Here is a 24803-nt window from a genome sequence, read left to right as displayed (position 1 = left end):
GCTGCGATCTTTTCAACGGTCAACGCAACCCGTAATCCAGCACAATCCCGACGAAAATCGCCAAGCCCGCCCAGTGATTGTGCAAAAACGCCTTGAAGCAACGCATCCGGTCCTTGTCGCGGGTGTACCAGAATTCCCACGCAAAGCAGCCCGCCGCCACCAGTAATCCGAGGTGGAACCAGCCACCCAGGTCGAACTTCGAACCCGCCAGCAACAGGCAACCCAGCGCCAGCCCTTGCAGGGTCAGGATGATCGCCCGGTCCGCATCGCCGAATAGAATCGCCGTGGATTTCACGCCGATCTTCAGGTCGTCATCGCGGTCGGTCATCGCGTAATAGGTGTCGTAGCCCACGGTCCACATCAGGTTGGCGATCCACAGCAGCCACGCAGCGGCCGGGAGTTCTCCGGTTTCGGCGGTAAAGGCCATCGGCATCCCCCAGGAGAACGCGGCGCCCAACACCACTTGCGGGTAATAGGTGTAGCGCTTCATGAAGGGGTAACTGAACGCCAATGCCAGGCCGCCCAGCGACAGCCACACGGTCGCGGCGTTGGTGCACAGCACCAGCAGGAAGCTCACGCCCATCAGCAATGCGAAGAACACCAGCGCCTCTTTCGAGCTGATCTTGCCGCTCACCAGCGGGCGCTGCTCGGTACGCTTCACATGACCATCGACCTTGCGGTCCGCCCAGTCGTTGATCACGCAGCCACCGGCGCGGGTCAGCACTACGCCCAGGACGAAAATCACAATGTTGGCCAGGGACGGCGAACCCTTGCCGGCAATCCACAGCGCCCACAGCGTTGGCCAGAGCAGCAGGTAAATGCCGATCGGCTTGTCCATCCGCGTCAGCTGAATGAAGTCCCAGGCCCGAGGGTTCAAGCGGTTCAAGGACTTGAGCAGGCTTTGGTACATCAGAGGTTCTCCGATTGGGCGCGTGCGGCGTCCCACAGGGAAGGCAGGAAGATTTCGGCCACCAGTACACTCAACGCGCCGCGGTCAAAACGTGAACGGCGGCCCCAAAGATCCGGTGCCCGCGCCTCGCCCGGCAGCCATTCTTGAGGATAATGACAAACCTCGATGGCCCGCCGCTGAAAGGCCTGATCGCAGAACAGCAATTCACCCAGGGAACGGCTGCCCAATTCGTCCATGTGCAAGCCGTCGCCTTGCAATGCACTGCGTGCCGCGACGCTGCGGGCGAACACCCAGGCTTCACCATGACCGCGCAGATACACCTCGCGCACCCAACCTTCACTGCCGTTAGCCAGGTCCAGCGCTGCGCATTCGTCGGCGCGCAGGGTTTGCCAGCCCTCGAACATCGGCGAGACGCTGAAGGCATCATTCGACAGATGAATCAGACGTCGGGTGAGCGAGCCTTCGTCGAACAGCCAGTCCAGGATGGAAGCATCGGGGAGGGGCGTCAGTTCGCTGCGCGAGAGCCAGAGAGGAGCTGGAGAGGGGGATTCTGTGTGTTGCACAATGAGTCATTATTGGCAGCAAATGAGGCGGCGAGCTTAACATGTCAGCCGCCGATATCGATTGAATTGGCCTGCCGTTGCGCCGAACAGGCTTGCATCCGGCGGCATCGATCAGTACAAAACGCGCTGAGTTGGACGGCAGTGCTACAACCATCGACCGTCCGGCCGGCAAAACGCCTGAACCCTGAGGAAGTACCTGATGAAAAAGTGGCAATGTATCGTCTGCGGCCTGATCTACAACGAAGCCGACGGTTGGCCGGATGACGGCATTGCGCCGGGCACCCGTTGGGAAGACGTGCCGGAAGACTGGCTGTGCCCGGACTGCGGTGTGGGCAAGATGGATTTTGAAATGATCGAAATCGCTGCCTGAATAATTGAGGAGTAAGGAATGAACGCACCTGTCGTCATCATTGGCACCGGTCTGGCTGGCTACAACGTCGCCCGCGAGTTTCGCAAGCTCGACAGCGAAACCCCGCTGCTTTTGATTACCGCCGATGACGGGCGCTCCTACTCCAAGCCGATGCTCTCCACCGGCTTCGGCAAAAACAAGGATGCCGACGGCCTGAGTATGGCCGAACCCGGCGCCATGGCCGAACAACTCAAGGCCGAAATACGCACCCACACGCGCATCAGTGGCATTGACCCGGGCCACAAGCGCCTGTGGATCGGTGAAGAAGCGGTGATATACCGCGACCTGATCCTGGCCTGGGGCGCCGAAACCGTGCGCGTGCCCATTGAAGGTGACGCGGCGGATTGCGTATTCCCGATCAACGACCTGGAAGATTACGCACGCTTCCGTGCGGCAGCTGCTGGCAAGCGCCGCGTGCTGCTGCTCGGCGCCGGCCTGATCGGCTGCGAGTTCGCCAACGACCTGACCCTGGGCGGCTACGAAGTGCAGCTGGTTGCGCCGTGCGAACAGGTCATGCCGACCCTGTTGCACCCGGCGGCCGCGGCAGCGGTGCAGGCTGGCCTGGAAAGCCTCGGCGCACGTTTCCACCTCGGGCCGGTGCTCAACCGCCTGCAACGCGTGTCGGACGGTCTCGAAGCACACCTGTCCGATGGCCAGGTGATCCCGTGCGACGTGGTGGTCTCGGCCATTGGCCTGCGCCCGCGCGTCGACCTCGCGGCAGCGGCCGGTTTGCAGGTCAACCGCGGCATCATGGTCGACCGGGACCTGAAGACTTCCCACGCCAACATCTACGCCCTGGGCGATTGTGCCGAGGTCGATGGGCTGAACCTGCTGTACGTGATGCCCCTGATGAGCTGCGCGCGAGCGCTGGCGCAAACCCTGGCCGGCAACCCGACCGCCGTCACCTATGGCCCTATGCCGATCACCGTCAAAACCCCGGTGTGCCCGCTGGTGGTATCCCCGCCGCCACGGGGTGCAGAAGGCATCTGGACCGTCGAAGGTCAGGGCGCCGACATCAAGGTTTTATGCCGCGATGCAGCAGGCAAACTGCTCGGTTATGCCCTCACCGGTGCCGCCGTGATGGAAAAACTGGCCCTGAACAAAGAGCTTCCAGCCCTGTTGGCATAAATACCGGTCGTTCTGTCGGAATCACCCCCCTTTTGCCCTAACAATGGCCGCGCCGATACTGGCGCGGGGCCTCACTGCGTGCCATCCTCACTCCCGTCTGCCGCAGAGTAGAGCACCTGCGGCGCTTTTGGCGCTGCTCCGCAGAGAGCAGCACGGACATAACAACAACAAACCGTCAAAGGGGCTTCACTCACATGCGTAAACCAGACCTCGCTGCAGCCATTGCTGAAAAAGCAGACCTCACCAAAGAACAAGCCAACCGCGTTCTCAACGCCGTTCTTGAAGAAATCACCGGTGCCCTGCACCGCAAAGACAGCGTGACGCTGGTGGGCTTCGGCACCTTCCTGCAACGCCATCGCGGTGCCCGCACCGGCAAAAACCCGCAAACCGGTGAACCCGTCAAAATCAAGGCCAGCAACACCGTTGCGTTCAAGCCAGGCAAGTCGTTGAAAGACAGCGTTAATCCGTAAGCCGTTTTCGCCTCTCGCGTAGCGGGGGGTGGAATAAAAAATGGGCACGCCAACCAGGGTTGGGTGCCCATTTTTTGTACCTGAAATACCGCGCCCTCTAGGAGTCCGGCAAGCCGGCTCCTATGTATGTGTTTCTTCAGGTGCAGAAGTGGCGTGTGGAGTGGCTGGAGTGACGTGTTGATAATTGTGACTTAGTAGTCATCGTGCAGGTAATGGTAATGATCTTCTCCTAACGCAGCTGGATACTGGCGTTATCCTCTGAAGCCGTTAAACTGCCCAAGCCGTTCATTTTTCTTCTGAGGCTGTGCGCATGAAATTTCGTTTTCTGCTGTGGATGCTGGGTTTTTTGATGGGTAAGGCCAGCCGGACCAATCCGGCGTTTCAGCAGCAGTTGGGTGACAAGGACCTGGTGTTTCAGCTGCAGACCCTGGACGGGAAAGTGGCGCGGCATTTCCGCGTGAAGGACCAGCGCATCACCAGCCGATCGGGTGTGCATGCCGAGCCTGCGTTTGCGATTGCCTTTAAAGATGCCGCGTATGGCTTTGCCACGATGCAGGCGAAGAACAAGCAACTGGCGTTCATGACCGGGATTCAGGACAAATCGATTCAGATCAAGGGCAACCCGGCGCTGGTGATCTGGTTCCAGGGGCTGACCAAGTATTTGAAGCCGAAGAAAAAGCCTGTAGCTGTTCAAGGACAGCCATAAAGGTTGTTGTTTCGGACTAATCTCCGTCGATTTTAGTTCGAAGAAGACTAAATGACTGTCATTCCTGACAGGTCACAGTTGCGGTTGTTGCGTGCTCCACTGTGCTGAACATTGGGTAGTTCACCCTTACTACACACGTGGAGTGCGATCATGAGCCAGATGCAGAGTGAAACAGTGACAGCAGGAACACTTGACCCGTCCTTTGGTGAAAATGGTGTAGTGGAAATAGAAGAGTGGAGGGCTGTTTTATATTCGGTTCTTCCGATGAATGGAAAGCTGGTTTGTGCCGATAAATACCAGCGTGATGGTGTTGTGTCGATGAGGCTATGGCGAATGGATGATCGTGGAGTCTTCGACGATTCTTTTGGTGCCAATGGGTCGACGATCTTGCCAATTCACTGGAGCGTAGCCCCTAGATGTGGACTATTTCCATACTCGGAGGGCAAATTCCTTGTGAAAGGTACGTACCTTGATGAAATGGGGCAGCGAGATATGGTTGTTGCTCGGCTGAATAAGGATGGCCAGCTGGATACTGATTTTGGAGAGGAGGGTTATAAAAAAATAGACCCCTATAGACTGTTCTCTCGTGACGCAGCGTCATTACGCTCCCGGAAGTCATTCCCCCCCCGAAAAAATGTCGACAATACAAGTGAAGCAAAAAGTTTAACCATGGCAGCCGGATATATTGGCGGTTCTGTGTGCGTGCAGAAAGATGGCAGGATTCTTGTCGCGCACAGTGGGATTTACGGCCAGGACAATGGTCGATACTGGGTACGTGGATTGCTGATTCGACTTACGCCAGACGGCAAATATGACACGACCTTTGGTGATGGCGGTAAATTATTGATCAACCTTGATGGCCTTGATCATGAAGTCATCAGCATTGCGCTAACGGATGAAGAAAAAATTCTGGTGTTTGGTAGTTATCTTGAGGATGACTCTGAAAATGCAGCCTTAAACGCTTTTGTCATTCGTTTGGAAAAGGATGGGAAGAGAGATCGCAGCTTCAATGGTCAGAAGTTCGTTATTAAGAATGACGAACTAAAGCATATTAGGGCCGGGACAATTTCAGTCAGGAACAGCGATGGTGCGATTGTAGTGGCTGGCTCCGCTGCCAAGACTCATGATTTTGGTTTGCCATCTACCCCCTGGATTGCAGTTCTAAACGCCAACGGGTCTCCCAATCTTGGGTTTAATGCTGGCAAGCCATTGTTTTCCAGCATATTGCCCGATGGGGGGGTTTGGCAAAACTGTGCCTGGCAAGAGAATAACAACACAATCCTGGTTGCAAGATCAGTGGCAGCACGCTATTTGCCCACTGGTCAGCTTGATACTTCGTTCAACGGTAAGGGTTGGTTCCACCATAAAAGCACTTATCACCACATGGCGCTGACAGAGGACAGCAAGTTGGTTCTTATCGGGAACGAGGGGGGGTATCCGTTTGTTTTGCGTAGCCTGTTATAAAATCCAAAAGTGAAGTCGGTTCTGTCGCGGGCTTGCCCGCGATGCTTTCAGCCTTGGGTGAATTGCGATGCCAGTTCGCGCAGCAGCACTTCAGCTTCCAGCACTTTGCTAACCACGTCGTCGGCCTTGGCGCGGCTCAGACCGAGGCGTTCAAGCAGTGCGTCGGGGATGCCTTCGTCGGGGCCGGAGCCGATGCCTCGGCTGCGCAGCAGGCGCACCGACAGGCAGACCAGGTTCGGGTATTCGGCGTAGGTGCCGTCGTAGGTCGGGTCGTGCTGGAAGCGCAGGGCGGTGGACAGCTCTTCGGGCATGTCCCAGTAGCGCATCAGCCACGAGCCGATCTGTTCACGGCTGATGCCCAGCAGGTGTTGTTCCACGTAGCTGTGGCACAGGTGCGGGTTGACCTCCAGGTGGCGGCAGATCAGCGAGAAGTGTGGCGGGAACACGTGGGCCAGCAGCAGGTAGCCGAAGTTGTGCAGCAAGCCGGCCAGGTAGGTCAGGCCTGCTTCCGGGCGCTGGGTGCGCGGCATGGCGCGGGTAAGGCCTTCGATGACGGCGGCGGTGTAGATGGATTGCTGCCAGTACGGCGTGGTTTGTTGCGGGTGGTCCTTGGGCAGGCTCAGGGTTTTACCCAGAGCCAGGCCAAGCGCCAGGTTGATCACCAGGTCGAAGCCCAGCACGCGCACGATGGCGTCTTCCACGGAACGGATCTTGCCCGGCGAGGCATAGTACGGCGACGCTGCCCAGCTCACGACTTGCGCGGCCAGCGCCGGGTCGGTTTCGACCACGCCGGTGATGTCGTCGATAGTGGCGTTGGGGTCGACACGCAGCTTGATGATCTTTTGCGCGGTTTCAGCCAGCGGCGGAATCTCGATGGTCTCTTCCAGGCGCTGCTGGATGCGCCGCGCGGTAAACGCCTGGACGGCCTGGGTGATTTCCTTGCGGTCGTCATCGGGGCGGTCGAGGTTCGGACGGATGCTGGTCAGGTTTTCGCCGAAGTTGGCGGCGCTGGCCTTGGTCAGCATGGTCTTGAAGTCTTCGCTGGAGACTTCCAGCAGCACGCCCGGCTCACCAGAGTTGATCAGCAACTTCGGCTCACGCAGCAGGCTTTCGTCGTACAGGCAGGGTGAACTGGTCAGCGCCGGCAGGCCCGGCAGCAAGCTGAGGTTGTGCTTGCCGAGCATTTTTGTCAGGCGCTCGATCGGTACGGCGGTGAGACGGCGACCGGTGAGTTCAGTGAGGCGATTGAGGTCCAGCAACTGGCTTTGCGGGAACAACACCATCAACGCGCCGACGCTGTCATCGAGCAGAACGGCCTGCACTTTGCGTGCGGCATTGAGGCCGTGATGCTCCAACACTTCTTCGTAGGCAATGCCCAACTTGCCCAGCATCAGCCGAATAACCGACGGAGCGTGCGGGGTATCGGGTGCGAAGGCAACGTCGGTCATGGTCTGTATCCGTGATTAAACAATTGCAGGAGTATAACCAGCTTGCCTAAGGCCACGCCTCAGAAACTGTGACGGTTGTCACACTTGGCCGTATTGTTGGCCATGACGCAGCCAACGGTCGAGTAGCGGGCTGACGTGGGTCGGCCAGCGCTCGAGCAATGCCTGGGCGGCATCTCGCACGGCGGGCAGCAAATCGGCATCGCGCATCAGGTCGGCGACCTTGAATTGAAGCAGGCCGGTCTGGCGGGTGCCGAGCATTTCGCCGGGGCCGCGCAATTCCAGGTCCTTTTCGGCGATGACAAAACCATCGTTGGTTTCGCGCATGATGCCCAGGCGCTGACGGCCGATCTGCGACAGCGGCGGATGGTAGAGCAGCACGCAATGGCTGACGGCGCTGCCCCGACCGACGCGGCCGCGCAACTGGTGCAGTTGCGCCAGGCCCAAGCGCTCGGGGTTCTCGATGATCATCAGGCTGGCGTTGGGCACGTCCACGCCGACTTCGATCACCGTGGTCGCGACCAGCAGTTGCAGGTTGCCGACCTTGAACTCGGCCATTACCGCGGCTTTTTCCGCAGGTTTCATGCGGCCGTGGATCAGCCCGACCTTCAGCTCGCCGAGGGCGGCGGTGAGGTCTTCATATGTGGTTTCGGCGGCCTGGCAGGTCAGCTCTTCCGACTCTTCGATCAGCGTGCATACCCAATAGGCCTGACGCCCTTCGGCGCAAGCGCTGCGCACCCGCTCGATGACTTCGACCCGCCGGGTGTCGGTGATCAGCACGGTGTTGACCGGGGTTCGGCCGGGGGGCAGTTCGTCGAGGATCGAGGTGTCGAGATCGGCGTAGGCGCTCATGGCCAGCGTGCGCGGAATCGGCGTGGCGGTCATGATCAACTGGTGCGGACACATGCGTCCACCGACGCCTTTCTGCCGCAAGGCCAGACGCTGCTGAACGCCGAAGCGGTGCTGTTCGTCGATGATCACCAGCGCCAGGTTCTTGAATTGCACTTCGTCCTGGAACAGCGCGTGAGTGCCAACCACCATAGGCGTGCCGCTGGCGATTTGCTCCAGCGCGGCGGTGCGGTTCTTGCCCTTGAGCTTGCCGGCGAGCCATGCGACTTCAATGCCCAGCGGCTCGAGCCAGCGCTTGAAGGTAATGAAGTGCTGCTCGGCGAGAATCTCGGTGGGCGCCATCAGTGCGACCTGATAACCGGCCTCCAGCGCTTGCAGTGCGGCAAGGGCGGCGACCACGGTTTTGCCGGCGCCGACGTCGCCCTGGATCAGCCGCAGCATCGGTTCGTGCTGGCTGAGGTCGTAGGCGATTTCGTTGCCGACCCGTTGCTGGGCGCCCGTCGGGTTGAAGCCAAGATTGGCCAGGTATTTGGCTGGCAGCCGGGTGGCTTTGGGCATCGCCGGCGCACGCAGGGCGCGCATGCTTTCACGAAGGCGCTGTTGCGACAGTTGATGGGTCAGCAGTTCTTCGAAAGCCAGGCGGTGTTGTGCCCAGTGATGGCCGAGGGCGAGTTCATCGACGTCGGCATCGGCGGGCGGGTTGTGCAGGTAGCGGATTGCATCGGCCAGCGGCGCCAATTGGTAGTCGCGGGCCAGCTCGCTGGGCAACCAGTCGGGCAGGCTGCTGGGGCCGAGCAGGGTGAGGGTCTGCATGCACAACTGGCGCAGGCGCTGTTGGGTCAGGCCTTCGGTGAGCGGGTAGACCGGAGTCAGGGTTTCATCCACCGGCGGTGGTTCGTCGCCAGTGATAGCGCGATATTCCGGGTGGTAGATTTCCAGCCCCGAAGCACCGGGCCGTGCCTCGCCGTAGCAGCGAATCCGCGTGCCGCGTTTGAGGCCTTCCTTCTGCGCATTGCTGAAATGATAGAAGCGCAGGCTGAGTCCGCCGGTGCCGTCCTGCAAGCGCACCACAAGGCTGCGCCGACGGCCCATGACCACATCGGCGCCGCTGACGGTGCCTTCGATGACCGCATCCTGCCCGGGTCGCAGCGCGCCAATCGGGACCACGCGGGTGCGGTCCTGATAGCGCAGGGGCAAGTGAAACAACACGTCCTGGAGGTTTTCCAGGCCGACCTTGGCCAGTTTCTCGGCCATGGCTTCACCGACACCCTTGAGTGTCGTAACCGACACTTGCGACAACTCGCTCATGACCGTCGCTTAGCCCGCAGCGACCTGCGCCGCTGGCTTGGCCACCGAGCACAGGCGAATGGAGTCGGCGAGGATTTCAATCGCCTTCGGACGCGGGAAGCTGGCGCGCCAGGCAATGGCCACGGTGCGGAACGGTACGGGTGCCGACAACGGACGCACCTTGATCACGCCGGGGGCGTAGTGATGACTGTCGACTGCCGACAACGGCAGGATCGAAATACCCAGGCCGGACGCGACCATGTGGCGAATGGTTTCCAGGGAACTGGATTCCACCGTGGTGTGCTTGGCGCCGTCGTTGCCTTTGGTCAGGGTTGGGCAGGCTTCCAGTACCTGATCGCGGAAACAGTGGCCTTCACCGAGCAGCAGCAGGCTCTTGTCGTTGAGCAGACTGGCATCGATGGACTCTTTTTGCGTCCACGGGTGCTGCGCCGGCATCAGCACGTAGAACGGCTCGTCGTAGAGCTGCAGGGTCAGCACGTCGGCTTCGCTGAACGGCAGGGCGATGATGATCGCGTCGAGTTCACCGTTGCGCAGTTTGTCGCGCAGCACGTGGGTGAAGTTTTCTTCGATGTACAACGGCATCTGCGGGGCGACCCGGTGCAGTTGTGGAATCAGGTGCGGGAACAGGTACGGCCCGACAGTGTAGATCGCGCCAACTTTGAGCGGGGCAGTCAGCTGGTTCTTGCCGGCCTGGGCCAGTTCGCGGATGCCCTGGGCCTGTTCCAGCACCTTTTGCGCCTGGGCCACGATGCCTTCGCCGACCGGCGTCAGGCGCACGGCGCTTTTGCTGCGCTCGAAAATCAGCACACCGAGTTCGTCTTCAAGCTTTTTCACGCCCACCGAAAGGGTCGGCTGGCTGACGTGGCAACGCTCGGCCGCGTGGCCGAAGTGCTGCTCTTGGGCGAGGGTAACGATGTAGCGTAATTCTGTGAGGGTCATAGCAAGCGTCCATGAAGTTGCGGGCCAAGCATACCGGCTGCAATCGATAGACGCACGTTATCAGACTGAACGTGTCCGGTGACACCGGGCAACGCCGGTTTGCCGCTGGCAGATAAGAGAAAGGCACCTTTCGGTGCCTTTTTGGCTTGGAACGCGACCTTCCTGTTGGCAGAAATCTCTGTGGGAGCGAGCTTGCTCGCGATGAGGGCCCAACATTCGACATCTACGTTGAATGTTAGACCGCTATCGCGAGCAAGCTCGCTCCCACATGGGGCGGTGGTGCGTTTAGCGACGGCGTTTTTCCAGCGAATACACAAAGGGTGCAACGATTTCGATGGAGCCATTGGTCAGCATGTCGGCCGGCGGCTTGGGCAGCGGTTGAGCGCGACGGATCATTTCCAGGGTGGCCCGGTCCAGATCGGCAGTGCCCGAGGCGCCTACCAGCTCAAACGACAACACATTGCCTTCGGCATCCACGACGAAACGCAGGCGGTTCATGCCTTCCTTGCCCCGTGCCTGTGCACTGGCAGGGTACTTTTTGTACTTCTGCAGGTGCGCCAGCAGCGTGCCTTGCCAACTGGCCTTGGCCGCCAGTTGAGCCGGCGAAGGACCCGGTGCAGGCTGAGCGGATTTCTCCGTTGGCGCCTGAGTCTGTTGCGTTTCGGCAGGCTTTTCTTCGGCCGGTTTTTCCTTCGGCGGTTCGGGTTTCTTCTCTACCGGCTTGGGCGGCTGTGGCTTGGGCTTTGGCTTGACGGGCTTGGGCACGGCAATTTCAGCTTTCGGCGCTTCGGCGAGCTTGGGGATCGGCAGTTCTTCAACCGGAGCCGGTGGCTGCGGTGGGGTGACGACCTTCGGCGGAGCAGGCGGTGGCGGGGCAGGGACCGGTGCCAGTTCGACCATCATTGCCTGAGGAGGCAATTCGATGGGCGGGCGGGTGGACCAGTTCAGCGCCAGCGCGATGGCCAGCGCGTGAACACCCAGCACCACGGCCAGGCTACCGCTGTAACGCGTCAGCTTATGGCGCGTCGTGATCATTTTTTGGCTGCCGTCTCGAGTCCGACCAGACCTACCTTCAGGTAACCGGCCGATCGCAGGTTGTCCATCACGCTCATCAGGTCGCCGTAATCCACGCCTTTGTCGGCCTGGAAGAAGATCGTCGTGTCCTTCTTGCCCTGGGTCCTGGCGTCGAGCGTGGCGCCGAGTACTTCGGCTTTCACTTCGTCTTCACCGAGGAACAGGCGCTGGTCAGCCTTGACGCTGAGGAACACCGGTTTCTCTGGCCGCGGCGCCGGTTTGGCGGTGGAAGCGGGCAGGTCGACCTTGATGTCCACGGTGGCCAGCGGGGCCGCCACCATGAAGATGATCAACAGCACCAGCATCACGTCGATGAACGGCGTGACGTTGATTTCGTGGTTTTCGGACAGATCGTCGTCTGCCCCTTCTTTCAAATGCAGGCCCATGGCCGATTACCCCACTTTCACCATGTGCGGTTGCGAGCTGCGCTCAGGCTGGTGGTCGAGGTCGCGGCTGACCAGCAGCAGGACCTGTGCCGACGCATCGGACACCTGAGCCTTGTAGCCGGCGATGGAGCGGGCGAAGACGTTGTAGATCACGACCGCAGGGATCGCTGCAACCAGGCCCAGTGCGGTGGCCAGCAGGGCTTCGGCGATACCGGGAGCGACGACGGCGAGGTTGGTGGTCTGGGTCTTGGCGATGCCGATGAAGCTGTTCATGATGCCCCACACGGTACCGAACAGGCCGACAAAGGGCGCGGTGGAACCGATGGTCGCCAGCACGCCGGTGCCGCTGCTCATGTTGCGACCGCAGGCCGCGACCAGGCGCTCAAGGCGGAAACTGACGCGTTCCTTGATGCCTTCTTTCTCACGGCTGTTGACCGACAGGCGCATCTCTTCGAGAGCATCGTGCACCAGCAGGTTGGCGAGGGTGCCTTCCTTCGCCGCCGTGGCGCTGGCTTCCTTAAGGGAGGTGGATTTTTTCAGTTGGGCGATTTCACCGCGCAGGCGACGCTTGGCGCCCATCAGCTCAAGACCCTTGGCGATCCAGATGGTCCAGGTGATGATCGAGGCGATGGCCAGGCCGATCATCACGATTTTCACGATGATGTCGGCATTCTTGTACATGCCCCACGGCGACAGGTCATGGGCCATGCCCAGAGTGTTGTCGGCTTCGAGGACTTCAGGAACGTCTTCACCCAGGTTCTCTGCCGGTGCAGCCTGAGCAGGATCGGTCGCGGCGGGCGCAACGGCCGGGGAGGCGTGATCGGCCGGTGCAGGGGCTGCGGCGGCGGCCGGAGTAGCTGGCGCCTGGGCATCGGCGAAAGCCGCGACTGGCGCGAGCATCAGGCTGAGGAGCAGGGCGGCCACCGCGCTCCAGGCGCGAGGTCGTTTGGTTGGCGAAGCGGAGAGTTGATTACGTGTCATGCTGGCCGGACCTGAGAGAAAAAACGGGTGAAGTTCTTCCAGGCCTCGAAGGGCCGAGAACAAAAGTGGGGCGTATTATTGCAAGTAATTCTTGTTAACAGAAGTAATAGCGTCTCTTTTTTTCCTGCATTGCTAGCCGCCTGTCTGTTGCCGGCGCTAGTCTGTGGCTTTGCGATAGGAGTTTTCTGATGTCTGCGCCTACTGTTTTGATCGCCGGTTGCGGTGATGTTGGCAGCCGCCTGGCCACACAGTTGCTGGCGGCGGGATGGGAGGTTCATGGCCTGCGGCGGGATGTTTCACGCCTGCCCGCGGGCGTCATCGGCGTTGCCGGTGATTTGTTCAACAAGGACTGCCCGGCCACTTGGCCGATCGGTGCCGTGGATTACCTGGTGTATTGCGCGGCAGCCACCGATCACGACGAAGCCGGCTACCGTGCTGCCTATGTCCAGGGGCTGGAGCATGTGCTGGAGTGGCTGAACGACTACGGTCAGGTGCCCAATCGCCTGTTGTTTGTGTCCAGCAGCAGTGTTTACGGGCAGCAGGATGGCGAGTGGGTCGATGAGAGTTCGTCTACGGTGGCGTCCGGTTATTCTGGGCGTGTGATGCTGGAGGCCGAGCAGATCGCGCTCAAGAGCGGTATCCCGGCCAGTGTCGTGCGACTGACCGGCATCTACGGCCCGGGGCGTGAGTGGTTGCTGACTCAGGTCCGCCGGGGTTATCGCGTGGCGGTCGAACCACCGTTGTATGCCAACCGGATACATGCGGACGATGCCGCAGGGTTGATGGCGTGCCTGCTTGAGGCGGACCGGCGTGGTGTGGCGTTGGAGGATGTCTACATCGGCGTCGATGACGAGCCGGCAGCGCTGGCCGATGTGGTGGGCTGGTTGCGCGGGTATCTGGGCGTGACTGAGTGGGACGACGATTCAAGCGTGCGGCGCACCGGCAGCAAGCGTTGCAGTAATGCGCGGGCGAAGGCCTTGGGCTGGACGCCGAAGTACCCGAGTTTTCGCGAGGGGTATGCGGCGATCATTGAAGGGCGCTGCTGACGTTACCGCTTGCCACAAACCAAATGTGGGAGCGGGCTTGCTCACGAATGGGGCATGACATTCAACATCTCTGTTGGCTGTTACACCGCTTTCGCAAGCCCGCTCCCACATGGGTTATGCGCAGATTACTGCTTCTCGAGCAACCACTTGCGCTCACCCGGAGTGAACGAAGGCATTTCGTCCGCCTGCGCCGTGTTCACGGTCTGGAAAATCTCCAGCTCCTTGCCCTTGCGCGCAAAGATCCAGGCGTTGCCCTGGCCATTGAGTTGCAGCCACATGTTGTCATTGCCGCCGCTCATGGAGGCGCAATCGCCAGCCAGGCACAACGCATAGCGGTCGCTGCCGGGCAGACCGGTCACCTGGCCGTCGGCCTGGAATTGAACCGTGTTGCCTTCGCCGGTACCGCTGACGATTGTCCAGCTGCCGCCCATGTAGGCTGAGTACAGTGCACGCTCGAAACTGGCGCCGATCGGAGCGCCGTCCGGCACCGGAATCGGGGCGCGGTCGAAAACCTGCTCGGGTTCGTTTTCGCTGGCGGACTGGCTGAGTTGCTTGCCATCACGCTTCAGCTCGCTGGCCGAGCTGCCGTAAAAGTCGATTTTCCAGGCGCCGGATTCTTCACCCAGCAGCTTGCCGTCGACGTTTTCAAAGCCATTGGTGTAGCGGGCCTGGCCGGCCTTGGTGTTGATGTCCCATTCCAGGTTCGGGCCATAGGCCTGGAGCGCTTCACGCAGGGGGACGCCTTTGGCGGCAGCATCGATCGCCACCTGATTGATCCAGGTGCCGCTGATATCACGATCGGCAGGGTTGCTGGCACATCCGCCCAGAAGCAGGGCGAGCAGCGAGAGAGCAAGCGCATTGCGCATGGTGGAATCCTTTCAAACTTTCTTTACAGCAGGGCAGTCGGCGCAGCCCCAGGCTGCGCCGTGCACATTACTCGATGACCAGGATGGCATCCATTTCAACCTGCGAACCCTTTGGCAGGGCTGCAACGCCGATGGCGGCGCGGGCTGGGTAAGGCTGGTCGAAGTACTTGCCCATGATCTCGTTGACCTTGGCGAAGTGGCTCAGGTCGGTGAGGAAGATGTTCAGCTTGACGATGTCCTTGAACGAACCACCGGCTGCTTCGGCTACGGCCTTGAGGTTCTCGAACACCTGGACGGTCTGGGCTTCGAAGCCTTCAACCAGTTCCATGGTTTTTGGGTCCAGAGGAATCTGACCCGACATGTAAACGGTGTTGCCAGCCTTGATCGCCTGGGAGTAAGTACCGATGGCGGCCGGGGCCTTGTCGCTGGTGATAACAGTCTTGGTCATGAATGACTCCTTGTAAGTGGGCTTATGCGCGCATGCGGGTGATGCGAATCACCCCGGTCAGGGCGCGCAGTTTCTTGATCACGCGGGCCAGGTGCACGCGATCGTGCACGCTGACTACCAACTGGACCACGCTGATGCGACCATCGCGTTCGTCCATGCTGATTTTCTCGATGTTGCCGTCGGCGGCGTTGACGCTGCTGGCCAATAGGGCAATCAGGCCGCGCTGGTGTTCCAGTTCGACGCGCAGTTCGACGTTGAATTCGCCGGTGACATCCTTGGCCCACGAGAGCTGGATGCACTTTTCCGGGTTGTGGCGGATTTCGCTGATGTTGCGGCAGTTGTCCAGGTGCACGACCATGCCTTTGCCCGCGGACAGGTGGCCGACAATCGGGTCGCCCGGGATCGGCGTGCAGCACTTGGCGTAACTGAGTACCAGGCCTTCGGTACCGCGAATCGCCAGCGGACCTTCCGGGCTTGGCAGCTGTTCGCCTTCGCCGAGCAGTCGGCGAGCCACCACATAGGCCATGCGATTGCCCAGGCCGATGTCTTCGAGCAAATCCTCGATCAGTTCGAGGCGGTACTCGGCGAGCATCGCCTTGACGCGTTCAGCCGGGATTTTCTCCAGCGCGCTGTCGAATCCGTTGAGGACCTTGTTCAGCAGGCGTTCGCCCAGACTGATGGATTCGGAGCGGCGTTGCAGTTTCAGTGCATGGCGGATGTGCGTGCGCGCCTTGCCGGTGACCACGAAGTTGAGCCATGCCGGGTTCGGCCGTGCGCCGGGTGCGCTGACGATCTCGACCGTGGAGCCGCTTTGCAGCGGTTCGGACAGCGGTGCGAGACGACGGTTGATCCGGCAGGCAATGCAGCTGTTGCCCACGTCGGTATGCACTGCGTAAGCGAAGTCGACCGCCGTGGAGCCCTTGGGCAGCTCCATGATCCGGCCCTTGGGCGTGAACACGTAGACCTCGTCCGGGAACAGGTCGATCTTCACGCTCTCGATGAATTCCAGCGAGTTGCCGGCGCGTTGCTGCATTTCCAGCACGCCCTTGACCCACTGGCGGGCGCGGGCGTGAGTGCCTTTCGGCTGTTCGTCGCCGCTGGACTTGTACAGCCAATGGGCGGCGATGCCGTTGTTGGCCATCTCTTCCATTTCACGGGTGCGGATCTGGATCTCGATCGGAACACCGTGCATGCCGAACAGCGTGGTGTGCAGCGACTGGTAGCCGTTGGCCTTGGGGATCGCGATGTAATCCTTGAAGCGCCCCGGCAGTGGTTTGTATAAGTTATGTACAGCGCCCAGCACGCGGTAGCAGGTATCGACCTTGTCGACGATGATCCGGAACGCGTAGACGTCCATGATCTCGTTGAAGGCCCGACGCTTGCCGCGCATTTTCGTGTAGATGCCGTAGAGGTGTTTCTGGCGACCGCTGACCTCGCCCTGGATGCCGTCGATGGCCAGGCAGTGGCTTAAGGATTCTTCGATCTTGTTGACGATTTCCTTGCGGTTGCCCCGGGCGCGCTTGACGGCCTGGTAGATCCGCGCGGAACGCATCGGGTGCATGGCCTTGAAGCCGAGGTCTTCGAATTCTACGCGGATGGCGTGCATGCCCAGCCGGTTGGCGATGGGCGCATAGATTTCCAGGGTTTCCTTGGCGATGCGTCGGCGTTTTTCACCGGACAGCACTTCCAGGGTGCGCATGTTGTGCAGGCGGTCGGCCAGCTTGACCAGGATCACGCGAATGTCGCGGGCCATGGCCATGGCCATTTTCTGGAAGTTTTCGGCTTGTGCCTCGGCCTTGGTCTCGAAGTTCATCTGGGTCAGTTTACTTACCCCGTCGACCAGTTCGGCCACGGTTTCGCCGAACTGCGCTTGCAGCGCTTCCTTGGCAATACCGGTGTCTTCGATCACGTCATGCAGCATTGCGGCCATCAGGCTCTGATGGTCCATGTGCATGTCGGCAAGAATATTCGCCACCGCGAGTGGGTGCGTGACGTACGCCTCGCCGCTACGGCGGCGTTGGCCGTCGTGGGCTTGTTCGGCGTAGAAATACGCTCGGCGGACCAGGTTGACCTGGTCATTGCCGAGGTAGGTCGATAAGCGATCGGCGAGGGCGTCTATGCTCGGCATGATGTCTCCTGCCGTAGGCTGTGATCCCGCGCCGTGCTACGTCGACCAGGCATAGGCTTAGACGGCCTCGTTGGACTCGTCCTCGAATGCAGCAAAAAGCGGTTCATCTTCAACGATTTCGGCTTCGGCGATAGCTGCGTAGTCGATCAGGCCTTCAGCGATTTCGCGCAGGGCGACGACGGTAGGCTTGTCGTTTTCCCATGCTACTTTCGGCTCTTTGCCGCCGGTGGCCAGTTGACGGGCACGCTTGGTAGAGAGCATGACCAGCTCAAAGCGGTTATCCACGTGTTCTAGGCAGTCTTCAACGGTTACGCGGGCCATGGTCTTCCTCGTAGCAAATGCAATATGCGCGCTGCCCGGATGGGCGAGCGGACTCAACAGTTTAAAAAATCACCAGCGATTAGGGAAGCGCTGATTTTTTGACCAAGCCCTTCAAGGCGCTGCAAGTGCCAATGTAAAGCCCTTGCAGCGGTTTTGGGAAGAGCTGATTAACCGAGCAATTCAGCCAGCAATTTGCCGTGACGCTGCTGCTGACGCTTCTGAATCAGCTGATTGGCGCGGAAAATCGCCTTCAGGTCGTGCAGTGCGTGGGCGAAATCGTCGTTGATGATCAGGTAATCGTAGTCGACGTAATGGCTCATTTCGCTGACGGCTTCGCGCATCCGGCCGTCAATGATCTCGTCGCTGTCCTGGCCACGGTTGGTCAGGCGCTGGTGCAGGGCTTGCAACGACGGCGGCAGGATGAAGATCGAGCGGGCCTGCGGCATCAGCTTGCGTACTTGCTCGGCACCTTGCCAGTCGATTTCCAGGATCAGGTCGTGGCCTTCGTCCAGGGTCTGCTGCAGGTGGCTTTGCGAGGTGCCATAGAGATTGCCGAACACTTCGGCGCGCTCGAGGAAATCGCCGTGCTCGATCATCTTCACGAACTCGCTGCGATCGACGAAGTGATAGTTCACGCCATTCACTTCGCCCGGGCGCATGGCGCGGGTGGTGTGGGAGACCGAGACGCGGATCTCCGGATCGGCATCGGTCAGGGCCTTGACCAGGCTGCTCTTGCCCGCGCCCGAAGGGGCGGAAATGATGTAAAGGGTGCCAGTGCTGTGGGTCATGTCGGGGGTAGCCTTACTCAATATTCTGCACTTGTTCGCGCATCTGCTCGATCAACACCTTGAGGTTGACCGCAGCCTGGGTGCTGCGCGGGTCGAAGGCTTTGGAGCCCAGTGTGTTGGCTTCGCGGTTGAGTTCCTGCATCAGGAAGTCCAGGCGCCGACCGGCAGCGCCGCCGGACTTGAGTACCCGGCGAACTTCGATGATGTGAGTGCTCAGGCGATCCAGTTCTTCGGCGACGTCGCTTTTCTGCGCGAGCATGACCATTTCCTGTTCCAGGCGCTGCGGGTCCATCTCGGCCTTCATGTCGGCGAAACGGTCGAGGACTTTCTGGCGCTGGGTGGCGAGCATCTGCGGGACCAGTTCGCGCAAGGTCACCACGTCTTCTTCGATGGAGGTCAGGCGCTCGTTGATCAACCGTGCCAGCTCAGCACCTTCGCGCTCGCGACCGGCCTTGAGTTCCTTGAGGCCCTGGTTGAACAGTGCCAGCGCTTCGGTGTTCAAGGCTTGCGGGTCGGTGGCGTCGCCAACCAGTACGCCGGGCCAGGCCAGGACTTCCAGTGGATTCAGCGCGGCCGGGTTCTTGATCAGGCCGGCGATGGTCTCGGCGGCGGCGACCAGTTGCGCGGCGCGTTCCTGATCGATCTGCAGCGCTTTGCCGGTGTTTTCTTCGGTGAAGCGCAGGGTGCATTCGAGCTTGCCCCGCGATACGCCTTGGCGCAGGGCTTCACGTACCGCGCCTTCGAGGTCGCGAAAGGACTCCGGCAGGCGCAGGTGGGGTTCCAGGTAGCGGCTGTTGACCGACCGCAGTTCCCAGCTCAGGGTGCCCTGGACGCCGGCTTTTTCGACGCGGGCGAAGGCGGTCATGCTGTGCACCATGGCGGTACCTCGCAAGGCAGATCGGCGCAGAACCGTGGTTCCGGGCATCCGATATCAATGAATTAAAGCCGACTGGCAGCAAAGGCGCAGGATTGTAGCGCAGTGACGCGGATGCGCCCAAACACAGGGTGTGACAAAGAGCGGCAGGCCTGCGCCGGCGTGCAGTGCAGAGCCTTCGGTCGTCGGCGGATTTTTTTAGAAGTGCCCAGTAGCGGTCGTCGGCTCTATAATGCTCCGCAGTTTTCCGTCCCCAGTACAGGTATTCCCTATGATACGTCCAAGTGGTCGCGCTGCCGATCAGCTCCGCTCGATCCGCATCACCCGCAACTACACCAAACACGCCGAGGGTTCTGTGCTGGTCGAGTTCGGTGATACCAAGGTCATCTGCACCGTCAGCGTTGAACCGGGCGTACCGCGTTTCCTCAAAGGTCAGGGCCAGGGCTGGCTGACCGCCGAGTACGGCATGCTGCCACGTGCCACCGGCGAGCGTAACCAGCGTGAAGCCAGCCGTGGCAAGCAAGGCGGCCGTACGCTGGAAATCCAGCGTCTGATCGGCCGTTCCCTGCGCGCTGCGCTGGACATGACCAAGCTGGGCGACGTCACCCTGTACGTCGACTGCGACGTGATCCAGGCAGACGGTGGCACCCGTACGGCGTCGATCACCGGTTCCATGGTCGCGCTGATCGATGCCTTGAAAGTGATCAAGAAGCGTGGCGGCCTGAAAGGCGGCGACCCGGTCAAGCAGATGATCGCTGCTGTTTCCGTGGGCATGTACAAGGGCGAGCCTGTGCTCGACCTCGACTACCTGGAAGACTCGGCGGCCGAAACCGACCTGAACGTGGTGATGACCAGTGCTGGCGGTTTCATCGAAGTCCAGGGTACTGCCGAAGGCGCGCCGTTCCAGCCTGAAGAGCTGAACGCCATGCTGGAACTGGCGAAGAAAGGCATGAACGAGATCTTCGAACTGCAAAAGGCCGCATTGGCCGACTGACCGCACCGCTCCAGGCAAGGAGGACACCATGAGTGACGAACAACTGCCGCTGCCCACGCCGAGCCAGGAGGTGCGTCAGTGGGCGATGTTCTGTCACCTGTCCGCCTTGCTGGGGATCTGGATTCCGTTCGGCACGCTGATCGGTCCGCTGATTCTCTGGCAAATGAAGCGCGAGATGGACCCGTTCATCGACGCCCAGGGCAAGGAGGCTTTGAACTTCCAGATCACCGTCGCCATTGCCTCGGCCATCTGCTTCCTGCTGATGGTGGTGATCATCGGGTTCTTCCTGTTCGGACTGGTGGCGATAGGTGCGCTGGTGCTGACGATTATTGCCGGTGTGAAAGCCAATGAAGGGTTTCCTTACCGGTACCCGTTTACCTGGCGACTGATCAAATAACGATCAATCTTCACTTGTAGGAGCGAGCTTGCTCGCACCCACAGAAGCAAAGCAGAAGCAGCGTCAGCCAAGGTAATAAGCAAATGCCCCGATAATTCGGGGCATTTTCGTTTGTCACATCAAATAAATGTTTCAAGTTGTAATGTTTTCTAGTTGTGACAACTATTATGGCAAGTACTGCTGAGTTAATACATTTTTAGTCACAACTGTGCAGTGTCAATATGGCCCTTGTGCTTGGCAATAAGTCAGGGTGATTGATAAAGTTGCCACCACGAAATATTTCAAGAAATATTCTGATATATTCAGACCATTGAAGGTCCTTGAATTCACCATCAATCAGTGTTGAGAGATTCAACCTGTTCAAGAGGCGTGTCCAGGTAAAAAGTTCGCCCCTGAATATATATCCAAGAATAAGTGCAAAATGATTCAGCTTGATTTTTATGGAACATTAGTCGCCGCCTCCCTGGTGCTGTTATTGGGTCGCGGGCTTGTCACACGTGTCGGTTTTTTACGCGCCTACAATATCCCCGAACCTGTAGCGGGTGGCCTGGTGGTTGCCCTGGTTCTCCTGGCCTTGCGCAGCTTCGATGTTCAAGTCCGGTTCGACACTTCGTTGCAGACCCCCTTGATGCTGGCGTTTTTCGCCACCATTGGCTTGAGCGCCGACTTCGCCAGCCTGAAGAAGGGCGGGCGCGTCGTGGGGATTTTCATTCTGGCTGTCAGCGGCCTTCTGCTGGTCCAGAACGCCATGGGCATCGGTCTTGCCAGCCTGCTGGGGCTTGATCCTCTGATGGGCCTGCTGACAGGCTCGGTGACCCTGGCGGGCGGTCACGGCACAGGCGCTGCCTGGAGCGCGACATTCAGCGAGAAATACGGCCTGGCTTCGGCTTCCGAGCTTGCGATGGCCTCTGCGACCTTCGGCCTGGTGCTGGGCGGTCTGATTGGTGGGCCAGTCGCCCGCTTGCTGATCAAGCGAGTACAAGTACCCGGTTGCGTTGAGCAAGCGAAGCCGCGCGCGCCAAAGGGCTTTGAGCAACCGAACAAGGAGCGCTCGATCACGCCCTTCTCGTTTATCGAGACACTCGCGCTGATCGCCGTCAGCTTGCTGGCAGGTAATCTTCTCAATGGCCTGTTGCTCGGCAGTGCATTCGAGTTGCCGACTTTCGTATGTGTGTTGTTTGTTGGTGTTGTTCTGCGCAACGGGCTTTCGGCACTTGGCTTGTATCAGGTGTTTGAGCGCGAAGTCTCGGTACTGGGGAATGTAAGCTTGTCGCTGTTCCTGGCAATTGCCCTGATGTCCCTCAAACTATGGGACCTGGCATCGCTGGCTTTGCCGATCTTTATCATTCTGGCTGTGCAAACAGTCGTCATGGCGCTGTTTGCGATATTCGTGACGTTCAGAATAATGGGGAGCAACTACGATGCGGCAGTACTGGCGGCAGGACATTGCGGTTTCGGGCTGGGTGCCACGCCAACAGCCATCGCTAATATGCAGGCCGTGACACAACGCTACGGGCCTTCGCAGATTGCGTTTCTGGTGGTGCCAATGGTGGGCGCATTCTTCATTGATATCATTAACGTCATCGTGATCAAGTTGTTCCTGGCGCTGCCATTTTTCGTCGCTGTCTGAAGTTAAGCCGGCTTGCCCCATAAAAAATGCCCGTATCTTGCGATACGGGCATTTTTTATGACCGGCTTGGCGTCTGCGAAACGACGCCTCAGATGGTCAGCGTCCAGTCGTAGTCCACGATCAGCGGCGCGTGTTGCGAGAACCGCGGCTGGCGTGGCAAGCGTGCGCTGCGTACGAAGCGGCGCAGGCCCGGGGTCAGCAGTTGATAGTCGAAGCGCCAACCGAGGTTGAGCATCTCCGCCTGTTCGTTATCCGGCCACCAGCTGTACTGGTCGCCTTCCCGGCTGACTTCGCGCAGGGCGTCAACATAGCCCATGTTGCCGACAATCTCGTCCATCCAGGCGCGTTCAGGCGCCAGGAAACCCGGAGATTGCTGGCTATCGCGCCAGTTCTTGATATCCAGCTTCTGTTGCGCCACGTACAGCGAGCCACAATAGATGTACTCGCGACGTTTACGCCGCTGTTTATCCAGATAACGGGCGAAGTCGTCCATTAGCTTGAACTTCTGGTTCAAGTCTTCATCGCCGTTCTGCCCCGAAGGGAGCAGCAAGGTCGCGATGCTGACCTTGTCGAAATCGGCTTGCAGGTAGCGCCCGTAGCGGTCGGCCGTCTCGAAACCGAGACCGCTGATGACAGCCTTCGGTTGCAGCCGCGAATACAAAGCCACGCCACCTTGGGCGGGGACTTCGGCATCGCAGGCATAAAGGAAGTATCCATCCAGTTGGAAGGCTGGATCGTCCAGTTCAAAGGCGGAGGCGCGGGTGTCCTGCAGGCAGATGACGTCGGCATTCTGTGCCTGCAGCCAACTGAGCAAACCACGCTCGACTGCAGCCTGAATACCATTGACGTTCACACTGATGATCCGCATAAATGGCCCCAAAAATCGCGTGCGTGTATGATACACGGCGTCAAGCTAATTAGCTAAATCCGTGGTATTTGGGGTTTTTCATGCAAGCGTATCAGCGCGATTTCATCCGTTTTGCCATCGATCGCGGCGTTTTGCGCTTCGGTGAGTTCACCCTGAAGTCCGGGCGCACCAGTCCTTACTTCTTCAATGCGGGGCTGTTCAACTCGGGTTCGGCCCTGGCGCAGCTGGGTCGTTTCTACGCCGCTGCCATTGCCGAAAGCGGCATTGCGTTCGATGTACTGTTTGGCCCTGCCTACAAAGGCATCCCGTTGGCGGCGACTACCGCTGTGGCCCTGGCCGAACATCACAACCGTGACCTGCCATGGTGCTTCAACCGCAAGGAAGCCAAGGCCCACGGCGAAGGCGGCAGCCTGGTCGGCGCACCTTTGACCGGCGAAGTGCTGATCATCGACGACGTGATCACCGCCGGTACAGCCATCCGTGAAGTGATGCAGATCATCGCCTCCCAGGACGGCGCCAAGGCCGCTGGCGTGCTGATCGCCCTGAACCGTCAGGAGCGCGGCAATGGCGAGTTGTCGGCGATCCAGGAAGTCGAGCGTGACTTCGGCATCCCGGTCATCAGCATTGTTTCGCTGAATCAGGTGCTGGAATTCCTGGCGGACGATCCACAACTCAAGCAACACCTGCCTGCTGTCGAAGCCTACCGCGCCCAGTTCGGCGTTTAACCGCAATTCCCTTGTAGGAGCGAGCTTGCTCGCGATGCACGTCAGAGCGCCGCTTTTCGCCAGGCACCCTGCGTTATCGTTGGCGTTTTTCGCGAGCAAGCTCGCTCCTACAGGGAGTGCGGCAAAAAAAGACCCCGCTCAGCCTGGCTGAGCGGGGTCTTTTGGTTTGCGCGATCGCTTAGTGACGCTTGCGATTGCTGATCAAGGTGCCCACGCCGGTATCGGTGAAGATTTCCAGCAGGATCGCGTTCGGCACGCGGCCGTCGATGATCAGCGAGCTGCCCACGCCGCCTTGGACCGCTTCCAGTGCGCAACGGATCTTCGGCAGCATGCCGCCGTAGATGGTGCCGTCGGCGATCAGTTCGTCGACCTGTTGAGTCGTCAGACCGGTCAGGACCTTGCCCGACTTGTCCATCAGGCCGGCGATGTTGGTCAGCAGCATCAGCTTCTCTGCTTTCAACGCTTCAGCGACTTTACCGGCCACCAGGTCGGCGTTGATGTTGTACGACTCACCGTTGGCGCCGACGCCGATTGGCGCGATAACCGGGATGAAATCGCCTTTGACCAGCAGGTTCAGCAAATCGGTATTGATCCCGACCACTTCGCCCACATGGCCGATGTCGATGATTTCCGGGGTGGTCATCTCCGGGGTCTGACGGGTGACGGTGAGCTTCTTCGCACGAATCAGCTCGGCGTCTTTACCGGTCAGGCCGATGGCGCTGCCACCGTGGCGGTTGATCAGGTTGACGATGTCCTTGTTGACCTGGCCCCCGAGAACCATTTCCACCACGTCCATGGTCGCGGCGTCGGTGACGCGCATGCCGTCGACGAAATGACTCTCGATCGACAGGCGCTTGAGCAGGTCACCGATTTGCGGGCCGCCGCCGTGAACCACCACTGGGTTGATGCCCACGGCCTTCATCAGCACGATGTCGCGGGCGAAGCCGGTTTTCAGCTCCTCGCTTTCCATCGCGTTGCCGCCGTATTTGATCACCAGTGTCTTGCCGACGTATCGGCGGATATAAGGCAACGCTTCGGACAGGACCTTGGCGGTGTTGGCGGCGGCTTCGCGTTCGAGGGTCATTC

The 24803-nt window shown here is 59.9% G+C and carries 26 protein-coding genes; 10 read left to right on the top strand and 16 right to left on the bottom strand.

The annotated features are described in order from the left end of the window. Window positions 1-19: 19 nt before the first annotated feature. Complete coding sequence (gene ubiA / locus Q8X48_RS11050) at window positions 20-910, bottom strand: 4-hydroxybenzoate octaprenyltransferase (protein ID WP_126048321.1); 891 nt, start codon at window positions 908-910, stop codon at window positions 20-22. Further along, entirely contained in the window at window positions 910-1473 is a 564-nt protein-coding gene (locus Q8X48_RS11045) for a chorismate--pyruvate lyase family protein (protein WP_407800760.1), read from the bottom strand. Before Q8X48_RS11045 ends, ubiA begins: the two co-directional genes overlap by 1 nt. A gap of 199 nt (window positions 1474-1672) precedes the next feature. Between Q8X48_RS11045 and Q8X48_RS11040 the strand changes: the two genes are divergently transcribed. The 5 genes from Q8X48_RS11040 (at window position 1673) to Q8X48_RS11020 (ending at window position 5650) form a co-directional block, all read left to right on the top strand. Next, window positions 1673-1843, top strand: coding sequence for a rubredoxin (locus Q8X48_RS11040; RefSeq protein ID WP_007975200.1), 171 nt, complete (start codon window positions 1673-1675; stop codon window positions 1841-1843). A gap of 18 nt (window positions 1844-1861) precedes the next feature. Then, window positions 1862-3010 carry an NAD(P)/FAD-dependent oxidoreductase gene (locus Q8X48_RS11035; protein ID WP_407800761.1) on the top strand — a complete coding sequence of 383 codons (1149 nt, stop codon included), beginning with the start codon at window positions 1862-1864 and terminating at the stop codon, window positions 3008-3010. Between the two features lie 194 nt (window positions 3011-3204). Then, the gene (locus tag Q8X48_RS11030; RefSeq protein ID WP_003195589.1) at window positions 3205-3480 is read left to right on the top strand and encodes an HU family DNA-binding protein; all 276 of its coding nucleotides are present in this window, start codon (window positions 3205-3207) and stop codon (window positions 3478-3480) included. A gap of 310 nt (window positions 3481-3790) precedes the next feature. Continuing rightward, window positions 3791-4186 (top strand): helicase, encoded by a 396-nt coding sequence (locus Q8X48_RS11025; protein ID WP_407800762.1) that lies wholly within the window; start codon window positions 3791-3793, stop codon window positions 4184-4186. Window positions 4187-4336: 150 nt separating this feature from the next. Beyond that, complete coding sequence (locus tag Q8X48_RS11020) at window positions 4337-5650, top strand: delta-60 repeat domain-containing protein (protein WP_407800763.1); 1314 nt, start codon at window positions 4337-4339, stop codon at window positions 5648-5650. Window positions 5651-5697: 47 nt separating this feature from the next. Here Q8X48_RS11020 and Q8X48_RS11015 read toward each other — a convergent pair whose 3' ends face one another. The 6 genes from Q8X48_RS11015 to exbB form a co-directional block, all read right to left on the bottom strand. Beyond that, on the bottom strand, window positions 5698-7098 hold the full coding sequence (locus Q8X48_RS11015; RefSeq protein WP_407800764.1) for an aminoacyl-tRNA deacylase and HDOD domain-containing protein: 1401 nt from the start codon (window positions 7096-7098) through the stop codon (window positions 5698-5700). 78 nt (window positions 7099-7176) lie between these two features. Then, on the bottom strand, window positions 7177-9252 hold the full coding sequence (gene recG / locus Q8X48_RS11010; RefSeq protein ID WP_407800765.1) for an ATP-dependent DNA helicase RecG: 2076 nt from the start codon (window positions 9250-9252) through the stop codon (window positions 7177-7179). 9 nt (window positions 9253-9261) lie between these two features. Continuing rightward, window positions 9262-10191: a hydrogen peroxide-inducible genes activator gene (locus Q8X48_RS11005; RefSeq protein ID WP_407800766.1), complete on the bottom strand. Its 930-nt coding sequence runs from the start codon at window positions 10189-10191 to the stop codon at window positions 9262-9264. A gap of 285 nt (window positions 10192-10476) precedes the next feature. Then, window positions 10477-11226, bottom strand: a complete 750-nt coding sequence (locus Q8X48_RS11000; RefSeq protein ID WP_008047091.1) for an energy transducer TonB family protein — start codon at window positions 11224-11226, stop codon at window positions 10477-10479. Then, window positions 11223-11651, bottom strand: a complete 429-nt coding sequence (exbD, locus tag Q8X48_RS10995) for a TonB system transport protein ExbD (protein WP_407800767.1) — start codon at window positions 11649-11651, stop codon at window positions 11223-11225. The genes Q8X48_RS11000 and exbD overlap by 4 nt, the downstream gene beginning before the upstream one ends. Window positions 11652-11657: 6 nt before the next feature. Beyond that, window positions 11658-12632 (bottom strand): tonB-system energizer ExbB, encoded by a 975-nt coding sequence (exbB, locus tag Q8X48_RS10990; RefSeq protein ID WP_407800768.1) that lies wholly within the window; start codon window positions 12630-12632, stop codon window positions 11658-11660. Window positions 12633-12820: 188 nt separating this feature from the next. Here exbB and Q8X48_RS10985 point away from each other — a divergent pair, with 188 nt between their 5' ends. Continuing rightward, window positions 12821-13678: an SDR family oxidoreductase gene (locus Q8X48_RS10985; RefSeq protein WP_102673743.1), complete on the top strand. Its 858-nt coding sequence runs from the start codon at window positions 12821-12823 to the stop codon at window positions 13676-13678. Window positions 13679-13803: 125 nt separating this feature from the next. Here Q8X48_RS10985 and Q8X48_RS10980 read toward each other — a convergent pair whose 3' ends face one another. From Q8X48_RS10980 to Q8X48_RS10955, 6 genes are all read right to left on the bottom strand, one after another. Beyond that, complete coding sequence (locus Q8X48_RS10980; RefSeq protein ID WP_407800769.1) at window positions 13804-14544, bottom strand: hypothetical protein; 741 nt, start codon at window positions 14542-14544, stop codon at window positions 13804-13806. Window positions 14545-14611: 67 nt separating this feature from the next. Then, window positions 14612-14992: a RidA family protein gene (locus Q8X48_RS10975; protein WP_003229509.1), complete on the bottom strand. Its 381-nt coding sequence runs from the start codon at window positions 14990-14992 to the stop codon at window positions 14612-14614. 22 nt (window positions 14993-15014) lie between these two features. Continuing rightward, window positions 15015-17120 (bottom strand): bifunctional GTP diphosphokinase/guanosine-3',5'-bis pyrophosphate 3'-pyrophosphohydrolase, encoded by a 2106-nt coding sequence (gene spoT / locus Q8X48_RS10970; protein WP_095964338.1) that lies wholly within the window; start codon window positions 17118-17120, stop codon window positions 15015-15017. Between the two features lie 57 nt (window positions 17121-17177). Further along, window positions 17178-17441, bottom strand: coding sequence for a DNA-directed RNA polymerase subunit omega (gene rpoZ, locus Q8X48_RS10965; protein ID WP_007921129.1), 264 nt, complete (start codon window positions 17439-17441; stop codon window positions 17178-17180). A 167-nt stretch (window positions 17442-17608) separates the two neighbouring features. Beyond that, the gene (gene gmk / locus Q8X48_RS10960) at window positions 17609-18229 is read right to left on the bottom strand and encodes a guanylate kinase (RefSeq protein ID WP_007975181.1); all 621 of its coding nucleotides are present in this window, start codon (window positions 18227-18229) and stop codon (window positions 17609-17611) included. Between the two features lie 13 nt (window positions 18230-18242). Next, on the bottom strand, window positions 18243-19106 hold the full coding sequence (locus Q8X48_RS10955) for a YicC/YloC family endoribonuclease (RefSeq protein ID WP_407800770.1): 864 nt from the start codon (window positions 19104-19106) through the stop codon (window positions 18243-18245). 268 nt (window positions 19107-19374) lie between these two features. Here Q8X48_RS10955 and rph point away from each other — a divergent pair, with 268 nt between their 5' ends. The 3 genes from rph to gltS all read left to right on the top strand — a co-directional run bounded on the left by rph (window position 19375) and on the right by gltS (window position 22124). Then, window positions 19375-20097, top strand: a complete 723-nt coding sequence (gene rph / locus Q8X48_RS10950) for a ribonuclease PH (RefSeq protein ID WP_007975179.1) — start codon at window positions 19375-19377, stop codon at window positions 20095-20097. A 28-nt stretch (window positions 20098-20125) separates the two neighbouring features. Next, entirely contained in the window at window positions 20126-20494 is a 369-nt protein-coding gene (locus Q8X48_RS10945; RefSeq protein WP_007975177.1) for a DUF4870 domain-containing protein, read from the top strand. Between the two features lie 421 nt (window positions 20495-20915). Further along, window positions 20916-22124, top strand: coding sequence for a sodium/glutamate symporter (gltS, locus tag Q8X48_RS10940; RefSeq protein WP_102700101.1), 1209 nt, complete (start codon window positions 20916-20918; stop codon window positions 22122-22124). Between the two features lie 88 nt (window positions 22125-22212). On the opposite strand, the gene Q8X48_RS10935 is transcribed toward gltS, so the two are convergent. Beyond that, window positions 22213-22992: an exodeoxyribonuclease III gene (locus Q8X48_RS10935; protein ID WP_003176915.1), complete on the bottom strand. Its 780-nt coding sequence runs from the start codon at window positions 22990-22992 to the stop codon at window positions 22213-22215. 80 nt (window positions 22993-23072) lie between these two features. Here Q8X48_RS10935 and pyrE point away from each other — a divergent pair, with 80 nt between their 5' ends. Then, window positions 23073-23717, top strand: a complete 645-nt coding sequence (pyrE, locus tag Q8X48_RS10930; RefSeq protein WP_007975175.1) for an orotate phosphoribosyltransferase — start codon at window positions 23073-23075, stop codon at window positions 23715-23717. 178 nt (window positions 23718-23895) lie between these two features. Here pyrE and argB read toward each other — a convergent pair whose 3' ends face one another. Next, window positions 23896-24801 carry an acetylglutamate kinase gene (argB, locus tag Q8X48_RS10925; protein WP_007975174.1) on the bottom strand — a complete coding sequence of 302 codons (906 nt, stop codon included), beginning with the start codon at window positions 24799-24801 and terminating at the stop codon, window positions 23896-23898. Between the last annotated feature and the right edge of the window lie 2 nt (window positions 24802-24803).

Origin of the sequence: Pseudomonas sp. QLc11A (assembly GCF_052112305.1) — a bacterium.
GTDB lineage: Bacteria > Pseudomonadota > Gammaproteobacteria > Pseudomonadales > Pseudomonadaceae > Aquipseudomonas > Aquipseudomonas laurylsulfatiphila.
The sequence above is the reverse complement of the archived record's forward strand: the minus strand, read 5'-3'. Positions and strand labels throughout refer to the sequence as shown.